At 71.0% G+C, this 9415-nt stretch carries 9 protein-coding genes; 7 read left to right on the top strand and 2 right to left on the bottom strand.

Annotation, left to right across the window (positions count from 1 at the left end):
• From rpsU to PPSIR1_RS33345, 5 genes are all read left to right on the top strand, one after another.
• A partial coding sequence (rpsU, locus tag PPSIR1_RS33365) for a 30S ribosomal protein S21 (RefSeq protein ID WP_006975662.1) occupies positions 1-277 on the top strand: 277 nt, incomplete at its 5' end.
• Between the two features lie 248 nt (positions 278-525).
• Positions 526-1143 (top strand): hypothetical protein, encoded by a 618-nt coding sequence (locus tag PPSIR1_RS33360; protein WP_006975661.1) that lies wholly within the window; start codon positions 526-528, stop codon positions 1141-1143.
• A 2-nt stretch (positions 1144-1145) separates the two neighbouring features.
• Positions 1146-2177, top strand: a complete 1032-nt coding sequence (locus PPSIR1_RS33355) for an endonuclease/exonuclease/phosphatase family protein (protein WP_006975660.1) — start codon at positions 1146-1148, stop codon at positions 2175-2177.
• Positions 2178-2556: 379 nt separating this feature from the next.
• Entirely contained in the window at positions 2557-3903 is a 1347-nt protein-coding gene (locus tag PPSIR1_RS33350; RefSeq protein ID WP_006975659.1) for a hypothetical protein, read from the top strand.
• Between the two features lie 213 nt (positions 3904-4116).
• On the top strand, positions 4117-5433 hold the full coding sequence (locus PPSIR1_RS33345; protein ID WP_006975658.1) for a hypothetical protein: 1317 nt from the start codon (positions 4117-4119) through the stop codon (positions 5431-5433).
• 57 nt (positions 5434-5490) lie between these two features.
• Here PPSIR1_RS33345 and PPSIR1_RS33340 read toward each other — a convergent pair whose 3' ends face one another.
• Positions 5491-6297 (bottom strand): alpha/beta hydrolase family protein, encoded by an 807-nt coding sequence (locus tag PPSIR1_RS33340; protein WP_006975657.1) that lies wholly within the window; start codon positions 6295-6297, stop codon positions 5491-5493.
• Positions 6298-6620: 323 nt separating this feature from the next.
• On the opposite strand from PPSIR1_RS33340, the gene PPSIR1_RS33335 reads away from it, so the two are divergent.
• Positions 6621-7598, top strand: a complete 978-nt coding sequence (locus tag PPSIR1_RS33335; RefSeq protein ID WP_006975656.1) for an alpha/beta fold hydrolase — start codon at positions 6621-6623, stop codon at positions 7596-7598.
• 378 nt (positions 7599-7976) lie between these two features.
• Here PPSIR1_RS33335 and PPSIR1_RS33330 read toward each other — a convergent pair whose 3' ends face one another.
• Complete coding sequence (locus tag PPSIR1_RS33330; protein WP_157596237.1) at positions 7977-8459, bottom strand: carboxypeptidase-like regulatory domain-containing protein; 483 nt, start codon at positions 8457-8459, stop codon at positions 7977-7979.
• A 162-nt stretch (positions 8460-8621) separates the two neighbouring features.
• Between PPSIR1_RS33330 and PPSIR1_RS33325 the strand changes: the two genes are divergently transcribed.
• Complete coding sequence (locus tag PPSIR1_RS33325) at positions 8622-9377, top strand: hypothetical protein (RefSeq protein WP_157596236.1); 756 nt, start codon at positions 8622-8624, stop codon at positions 9375-9377.
• Positions 9378-9415 lie beyond the last annotated feature (38 nt).

Raw genomic sequence — 9415 nt, 5'->3', positions numbered from 1 at the left:
CGACCCGGCCCAGGCCCAGGCCCCGACTCCGACCCAAGACATCTCCGAACAGCACGTCCCCGTGCTCGGTCGGCCCCTGGAGGTCCGCGTCGACGAGCGCGGCGTCGAGCGTGCCATCCGCAAGCTCCGTCGTCTCATGGCCAGCGAGGGTGTGCTCCGCGAGATCAAGCGTCGCCGCCACCACGAGAAGCCCAGCGTGAAGTCCAAGCGCAAGCTCCGTGAGGCCGAGCGTCGCCGCAAGCGTCGTCAACGCAAGGCCCGCTACGAGCGGGGCTGAGCCCACCTACTCGCCCGACACGAGGCCTGGCCGCGCGCACCCCTGGGAGCGCGCGGCTTTGGCAATTTTGCTTTGCCCCCGCAGTCGGACTTGGACCGGGGACGCTTCGTCGCTCTGCTCCTCCGCTTTGGCTGGTGGGGTTCGTACCCGCGAGACCCCACCGGGTCGCCCCCCTGAAGGGGGCGATTCGTTCACGTTCGTGGGCCCAAATAGACAGAGACTGTGAATTCGTTCACAGTCTCTGATCGATGCCCGCCCGGCTCGTCATCCCCCGCACCTCCGAGGGCTCGGTCCCGCCGGCGACCGACGGAGCCCGCAGCGTGGCCCGCCCGAGCCTGGCGAGCCTGCGCCTGGTCTTCGGTGTCGGCCCCGGGCCCGACGAGGCGCCCACGGACGCGGCCTTCCACCCGGCCTACACCGTCGCCATGCCCGTCGTCAGCGCGGGCGGCCTCGACCCCGACGGGGTCTACGAATTCGACGCGGGCGCCCAGCTCGAGCTCCTCGCCCGCCGCGCCACCCGGCGGCGCTGGGCCGTGCGCCTCGAGCTCGAGATCGTCCAGTCCGCCGAGGCCCTCAACGCCGCCGAGCTGTGGATCCGCGGCGCCCGAGCAGACGGGGAGAGCCTGAACCTGCGCGTGCTCGGACCCGCCGAGGGCGAGGCGCTGACCGGCGGCGGCCGGCGCATCGTCATCGCCACCGCGCTGGCCCACGAGCCCGAAGCCGCGCGCTGCCTCGGCGGGCGCTTCGAGCTGCAGCTGCGCGACGCCGAGCCCGACGCGAGCGCGAGCGTCGAGAGCTCGGCCCTGCTCGTCGACGTGGACCTGCGCCGCTATGAGTTCGAGGACGAGGGCGAGCGCGCTCCCTGACGATGGCCCCCCGCAAGCAAAACAAGCGCCGCAGGAAGCGTCGCCGCCGGCCGACCAAGGCCCAGCGTCAGCGCCGGTGGAAGCTCGTCTCCTTCGCCCTCGCCCTGCTCGCGTCGGCGGTCCTCTACGTCCTCGACCCCATCGGCAGCCTCGACAGCCCGCCGCCGCGGGACGCCGAGCACCTGCGCGTGGTCAGCTGGAACCTCGAGAACTTCCGCGGCGACCCCGAGGACCACGACCTCGAGCGCCTGCGCCAGACCATCGAGGCCGTCGATCCCGACATCCTCGCCGTGCAGGAGATCAAGGACCCCGAGGCCCTCGCGGCCCTGCTTCCAGGATGGGGGATCGCCCTGTCCAAGGGCGGCGGCCGCGGGCACCAAAAGCTCGGCGTGGCCTGGCGCCGCGATCGAGTCGAGCTCGTCGGCCAGCCCGTCGAGCACCGCGAGCTCACCTTGTCGGGGCGGGTCCGGCCGGCCTTCTCCGCCTACTTCCGCGACGCGGCCCGCTCGAGCGCGAGCGAGGCCTCCCCGCCCCTCGACCTGTGGGTCACCGTCGTCCACCTCAAGGCCATGCCCACGGGCCACGAGGACCGGACCACCCAGTGGCCCGCCCTCGTCGAGGCCGTGCGCGGGCTGTCCAAACGAGACCCCGATCACGTCGTGCTCGGCGACTTCAACAGCACCGGGGCGCCCGGCGAAGGCACCGCCACGGAGCACGCCGAGCTCGACGCGGCCCTGCGCCCGGCGGACCTGCGGCGGCTGCCCAACTCCGAGGGCTGCTCGGCCTACTACGACGGCGCGCGGCGGGACGCCTGGAAGGAAGCCAGCGAGATCGATCTGGTGTGGGTGCGGGGCCTCGAGGGCGCCCTCGGGGCCGATCCAGCGGTCCATAGCGGCACGCACTGTGCCGCACACCACTGCCGAGACTTCCGATCGACAGAGGCCTACCCCGAGCCGGATTATTCATTTTTGAGTGATCACTGCCCCGTGATTTTGGACCTCCGGCGTGGCGAGCCCGACGGCCCGGCCGACTGACTCCAGAGCGAACCAGAGAGCCGCTCTCTCCTCGCAAAAAATTTTCCGGCGCGCCGCGAGTGGGATCGTGCGTCGATCCGTGGTCGAGGCCCCCCACACCAACCGCCTGGACCTGTGGGCCAAAGATCAGCCGCAATTGGGCTTTTGTCCAAGAATTCGGGCCGTTCTCGCGACTGCCAGCGACCCGCGCCTCGCCGCGCTCGCCCGCGCGCCACTCGGCTCGCTCACATCGGCAGCTCGCGGCGGCCTGGATTCAATCCCCCCGCAGCCCAGACTCGGACCTAGGACGGGGCAAAGTTCCTCGGCCCCCCCCGTTGTGTCCGGCTCCGCTTTGGTGCCATGCTCTTGCAGCTCAACGTTCCCCCGGAGCCTTACCGACATGGTCGACATCGACATCAGCAAGAAAACCTTCGTCCCCTTCCTCGCGTGCGGCCTCATCTCCGGTCTCGCCATCACCGCTCCCGGTTGTGATGTCGCTGAAGACCTCGCCAAGCAGTGCGGCCTCGTCTGCCCCGACAACGGCATCGCCGAGGGCAACGCCAGCATCTCCGGCGTGGTCAGCATCGACGCCTTCTTCGGTGCCGTGATCGCGGTGCGTGACGCCGCCGCGACCGTGTCCGGCAACGTCCGCGGCGAGCTCGAGGGCATCGCCGCTTCCCTCGAGATCGAGGGCTACCAGGAGCTGAGCTTCGACGAGCTCGCCCTCGCCGTTCAGGGCGGCCTGCAGGCCAAGTTCGAGGCCAACCTCGAGGGCGGACTGACCATCTCCTTCGAGCCCCCCCGCTGCCAGGCCAACGTCGACATCGCCGTCCAGGCTGCCGCCGAGTGCGACGTCGACGTCGACCCCGGCATGATCGAGGTCCAGTGCATGGGCAGCTGCGAGGTCTCGGCCGAGGTCGCCGCCCAGTGCGAGGCCGAGGGCACCCTCGAGTGCACCGGCAAGGCCCCCGACTTCTCCTGCAGCGGCACCTGCTCCGGCAGCTGTCAGCTCGACGTCGCCGCTGGCTGCTCCGGCACCTGCTCCGGCACCTGCTCCGGCGAGTGCTCGGCCTGCGTCGGTGGCGAGTGCGAGACCGACGGCATGGGCAACATCACCAACTGCGCCGGCTCCTGCTCCGCCAACTGCGAGGGCACCTGTGAGCTCGAGGCCGGCGGCGAGTGTGGCGGCCGCTGCGAGGGCGAGTGCACCTACATGCCCGCCGAGGGCGGCTGCGAGGCGGGTGCCACCGCCAAGTGCGACGTCTCGGCCATGGCCGATGTCGAGTGCCAGGGCGGCTGCGAGGGCGACGTCCAGCCCCCCGAGGTCTCCGCCGAGTGCCAGGCCTCCGTCGAGGCCAAGGCCGAGGCTTCCGTCGAGTGCACCCCCCCGAGCCTCTCGGTCGAGTTCCAGTTCGCCGCTGGCCTCGACGCCGACGCCCAGGCCGAGTTCAAGATCTGGCTCGAGGGCTTCAAGACCCGCTTCGCCGCCATGGCTGCCGCCTCGGCCAAGCTCGACGGCGTGTCCGTGGCCCTCGAGGGTCTGCTGAGCGCCTCCGTCGACCTCATCCCCAACGTCATCGCCGATCTCGAGGCCGAGGGCGGCCTCGACCTGTCCGCGACCATCGGCCTGAGCTGCGCCCTGACCGAGGCCGAGTTCGTCGGCGAGGCCCTCGCGGGTGCGACCACCGACGTCACCGGCAGCCTCAGCGCCTTCACCATGATCTCCGGCTCCGTCAGCGGCGGGTGATCCGAACCACCGACCCGGGCCCATGAGCAGCACGCTCACGGCCCGATCTGAAACGCGAGCGCGCTCCGGCGGCTCGCGTTTCTTCGTGTCTGCGAGACCACCCCCGTTGCTTCCAGGAGCCAAGACCCCGGCCCTGGAGCCATGAAAAAACTCGCCCAAAACTCGCCCTTGGGGGCTTGAGTTCACCGTGCGAGACGCGCGAGAGTAGGCGCCATGACCACGCTGAAGTCTCTCTCCCCCGCCTTCGCCCTGGCTGCGCTCGCTGGTCTCGTCCTCTCGGGCTGTGGCGACGACGGTGGCCCCTGTGGCCTGACCTGCCCAGACCTCGGCCTCGCCGAGGGCAACGCCAGCATCTCTGGCGTGGTCAGCATCGACGCCTTCTTTGGTGCCGTGCTCGCGGTGCGTGACGCCGCCGCGACCGTGTCCGGCAACGTCCGCGGCGAGCTCGAGGGCATCGCCGCTTCCCTCGAGATCGAGGGCTACCAAGAGCTCAGCTTCGACGAGCTCGCCCTCGCCGTTCAGGGCGGCCTGCAGGCCAAGTTCGAGGCCAACCTCGAGGGCAACCTCGTCATCTCCTACGAGCCCCCGCGCTGCCAGGCCAACGTCGACGTCGCCGTCCAGGCTGCCGCCGAGTGTGACGTCGACGTCGACCCCGGCATGATCGAGGTCCAGTGCATGGGCAGCTGCGAGGTCTCGGCCGAGGTCGCCGCCCAGTGCGAGGCCGAGGGCACCCTCGAGTGCACCGGCAAGGCCCCCGACTTCTCCTGCAGCGGCACCTGCTCCGGCAGCTGTCAGCTCGAGGCCTCCGCCGCCTGCTCCGGCTCGTGCCGCGGCACCTGCGACGGCGAGTGCTCGGCCTGCGTCGGTGGCGAGTGCGAGACCGACGGCATGGGCAACATCACCAACTGCTCCGGCTCCTGCTCGGGCGGCTGCGAGGGCACCTGCGAGCTCGAGGCCGGCGGCGAGTGTGGCGGCCGCTGCGAGGGCGAGTGCACCTACATGCCCGCCGAGGGCGGCTGCGAGGCGGGTGCCACCGCCAAGTGCGACGTCTCGGCCATGGCCGATGTCGAGTGCCAGGGCGGCTGCGAGGGCGACGTCCAGCCCCCCGAGGTCTCCGCCGAGTGCCAGGCCTCCGTCGAGGCCAAGGCCGAGGCTTCCGTCGAGTGCACCCCCCCGAGCCTCTCGGTCGAGTTCCAGTTCGCCGCTGGCCTCGACGCCGACGCCCAGGCCGAGTTCAAGATCTGGCTCGAGGGCTTCAAGACCCGCTTCGCCGGCCTCGTCGCCGCCTCGGCCAAGCTCGACAGCGTGTCCGGTGCCCTCGAGGGCCTCGCGTCCGCCTCGATCAGCGTCGTCCCCGACGCCATCGCCGAGATCCAGGGCTCGGGCGAGCTGAGCATCTCCGTGGTCACCGGCCTCGGCTGCGCCCTGACCGAGGTCGAGGCCGTGGGCACCGCCCTCAGCTCCGCGACCGCCGACGTCACCGGCAGCCTCAACGCCGTCGCCATGGTCAGCGCCTCCGTGGGCAACTGACGGGCACCCCCCAACGCGAGCGAGAGCTCCGACCTCACCGTCGGGGCTCTCTCTTTTTTAAGCCAGCGCGGCGACCACCCGGGCCCACTCTCTTGCGCGCGGATCGACGAGCTCGAAGTGTCCGGCCTCGGCCAGGACCTCGAGGCTCACGTCGTCGCCCGCGGCCTGGGCACGCTCGGCGTAGGCCTGGCTCATCGCCACGGGCACGAGCCGATCGGCCGCGCCATGGAGCACGCGCTGCTCGACGCCCAAGGGCAAGCGCGCGGCCGGGGAGGTGTCCGCGTAGCGCTGCGGTCGATGCTCGGGCGAGCCGGCCAGGACCTGCTCGATGACGTTGGCGCACAGGCCGAGCTCCGAGGCCATGTGCAGGTCGCTCAAGGGCGCGAGGGCGACGACGCGGGCGACCGGCAGGGGATCCGCCGCGTAGATCGAGCTGGCCTCGCTCAGCTGCCGCCGCGCCGCCAGCCACAGCCCGAGCTGGCCCCCCGCCGAGTGCCCGAGCACGCGCAGGTTGTCGAGGTCGAGGCGGTGCTCGTCGGCGAGGCCGCGCAGGTGGTCGACGGCCTTGCCCACGTCGCGGAACATGCCCGGCCACCCGCCGCCGATGTTGCCCAGGCGGCGGTACTCGATGGCCCAGGTCGCGTAGCCGCGGGCGGCCAGGTCAGCGCACGCGTGGCCGACGTGATCGACCCCGATCTCCGCCAACCAGTAGCCGCCGTGGATCACCACCACCGTCGGGACGCGCTCCCCCTCGGTCTCGACCTTCGGCAAGCGCAGCTCGGCGAAGCGATGGGGGCCGCGACCGTAGGCGATGCGCGCGTCTGGTTCGGGAGCGGGGGTCGTGAAGATCCAGGCGTCGAACATGCTCGGGCTCGAGCCTACCCGCCGGGCGAGTCCCGCGGGCTGTGAGGCGATGTCTCGCCGAGTCCTCCAAGGTGGGAGCGTTGTGGGGACTTCGCTCCGCTCGCGGCCCGGGCGCTCGCTCGAGGGTCAATTCGCGCCTCGCGCACAGTGTTGCGCGGACGCATCAATCCGACATGGCTTCGCGCGCATCCGATACCGATTCTGCGCACTCACCTTCGCACTCTCCCGGGCCATGACAGCTTTGTGCCCCCGCCGTTGCGAGGCGCCGTGCACAGCGATCTACAGCACATTCCGCGGAGCCCGAGCCCGTCTAGCGTGAAGTCGTGCTCTTGGCCCCCAAGCTCCTGCGCAGCAGCCCGAGCCCCAGCGCCCTGATCGCCATGGGTGCCCTGGTGATGATCGAGCTGACGAGCGCCTGCAACGTCGTTCGAATCGGCGAGCGCAAGATCAGCCGCAAGCTCCAGCGCAAGGGCCTGGACGCGAACACGGCCCTGCTCGGCGAGGCCAACGTCCACTACTGGGACAGCGGCGACAGCCCCGAGACCGCCGGCGCGGTGCCCGTGGTGCTCGTCCATGGCTTCGGCGCCTCGGCCATGTGGCAGTGGCACGAGCAGGTCGGGCCGCTCGCCGCCGAGCGCCGCGTCATCGTCCCCGACCTCCTGTGGTTCGGCGAGTCGTGGTCGCGCAAGCGCGACTTCAGCATCGATCACCAGGTCGAGACCCTCGTCGCGCTCCTCGATCACCTCGGCCTACAGCGCGCCCACTTCGTCGGCATCTCCTACGGCGGCATCGTCGTCCACGAGCTCGCCGCCATGCACCCCGATCGCGTGGCCAAGCTGGCGATCATGGACAGCCCCGGCCGCGTCTACACCGAGGCCGACCACGCCGCGCTGCTCGCCCGCTTCGAGGTCGAGGACTTCGCGGACGTGCTCGTGCCCACGGAGCCCGAGGACATCGAGACGCTCATGGCCCTGGGCTACCACAAGCCGCCCCGGGCCCCGCGCTGGGTCCACCGCCAGGTCCTCGAGGGCATGTACGGCGAGTTCCGCGACGAGAAGGCCGCCCTGCTCGCGCGCTTGCTCGAGCAGCTCGACGAGCTCGACGAGCGGCCCGGGAAGGTCACCCAGGAGACCCTGCTGATCTGGGGCGAGCACGACCCCGTGTTCCCCGTGGAGATCGGGGAGCGCCTGGCCGCGGAGCTGCCCGAGGGCACGCGCCTGCGCGTCGTCGAGGGGGCCAGCCATGCGCCCAACCTCGAGCACGGCGCGCTCGTGGCCAAGTGGCTCGTTGAGTTCCTTTAATGCCCCCGCAGACGCTTGGGGACCGGGGGCGCTTCGTCGCTGTCCGCTCCTCCGCTCTGGCTTGGTGGGCAATGAGGGTTCGTGCCTTCTAGGGGGCATTGGGTCGCCCCCGCAAGCGGGGGCGTGGTTGGGGCGTGGTTGGGGCGTGGCTTGGGGCGTGGTTGGGGCGTGGTTGGGGCGTGGTTGGGGCGTGGCTTGGCGGGGTGCGGGGTGCGGGATGCAGAGCCTGTCCTCACCGCGGGCGCCTTGGTCGGGTTCTGCCTCTGCCCGCGATGAAGTTGAACCTCAGCAGAGACGAGTCGTAGCGGTTGGGGTGTCGCCGCTGCTCGTGGGAGGTGTCGACCCAGATCGAAGGGCGCGGGCGGCTGGCGGTCTGCGCTACTGGATCACCAGGCGCACGGGTACGACGGTCGTGCCGGCCTTGCCCAGCTGCATGCCCATGAGCTCGATGCCGCTGGCCTCTTTGTAGATGGCCATGCGGTAGCTGCCTGGCGGCGGGTCGCTGACCGTGAACACGCCCTGCTCGTCGGTGAGGGTGGTGAACTTGACCTTGGCCTCGCCGTCGGCGGCCTCGCGCTCGAGGAACACCGAGGCCTTGGCCACGGGGGCCGCGGTCGCCGTGTCGGTCACGTGTCCGAGCAGGCACGAGTCGACGCCGACGCAGCGCGGCGCGAGCAAGGAGGCGGTGTCGCGGACGAGCAAGCCCTGGTCGAGGGGGCTGGGCGAGACCCCGGCGCAGGCCGAGAGCCCGAGCACCGCCGAGGCCGCGAGCAAGGCGAGTCGCGGCCGAGCGCGCCGCCGAGTTGGGGGAGCAGGGAAGAGGCGTACGCGGGCTCGGTCGCGGCGGTTCATGGCGGTCATGGCGAGCTTAACCCAGCCCCAGGGGCGTCGAGGACGATCCCAGGGCCGGTTGGCCCCCTGCGAACGGGGGGTGGGCGGGCGCCTTACGGGCGCTCCTGGGTCCATCGAGGTCCCCGAGCGCATTGCAGCGGGCTCGGCGGCAGCGTAGGCTGAATGTCGCCCATGATTGGAACGCGCCGCGCCCTGGCCCTGTTGATCCTCGCCTTCTACGTCATCCAGTTTGCGATGACCGCCTGGCTCGGCCCCGACGAACTGATGGCCCTCTACCTGGGGCTGGCCGCCTGCTACGGCCTCGCCTTCTTCGGCGTCGCCGCCGAGTGGTTCTGGGCCCGGTGGTTCGCCATCGGCGTCGGCAACTTCGGCAGCCTGATGCTGCTGCTCCTGTTCAAGGTCGGCTTCGAGCCCATCTTCGTGTTCTTCGGCGTCACCCACCTGCTGGTGGTCCTGTGCCTCATGGGCGAGGGCATGGCCGCCAAGTACGAGTACTCCGAGAAGACCGCCGAGCGCTGGAACTTCCAAGAGGACTCCATGGTGCTCATGCGCCGCGCCGTGAAGTCGGCCGGCAGCACCCTGCCCCTGCTCATCCTCTACGTGTTCGCGCCCCAGCCCGAGCCCGAGCAGCTCGCCCTCCACGCCATCGCGGGCATCGCGGGCGTCACCGGCCTGTTCGGTCTGCTCCGCGGGCGCTCCTGGGGCCCCCTGGCCCTGGGCGCCGCCGGTGCCATCGCCCTGCTCGACGGCCTGGGCGTGTTCGGTGCCCCGACCATCGGCTTTTTCATGCTCGGCCCCGACGTGCTCCCAGCCATCTACGGCAAGGTCGGCGTGTTCGCTGGCGGCATGACCCTGGTGATGCTGCCCTTCATCGCGCCCATGGGTCGCTGGCTCCTCAACCCGACCAACGACCCGCAGCGCGCCTGAGCGCCCGAGCGCAGCCAACAAAAGAGGCGAGAGACTCC

The sequence above is a fragment of the Plesiocystis pacifica SIR-1 genome (assembly GCF_000170895.1).
Lineage (GTDB): Bacteria > Myxococcota_A > Polyangia > Nannocystales > Nannocystaceae > Plesiocystis > Plesiocystis pacifica.
The sequence above is the reverse complement of the archived record's forward strand: the minus strand, read 5'-3'. Positions and strand labels throughout refer to the sequence as shown.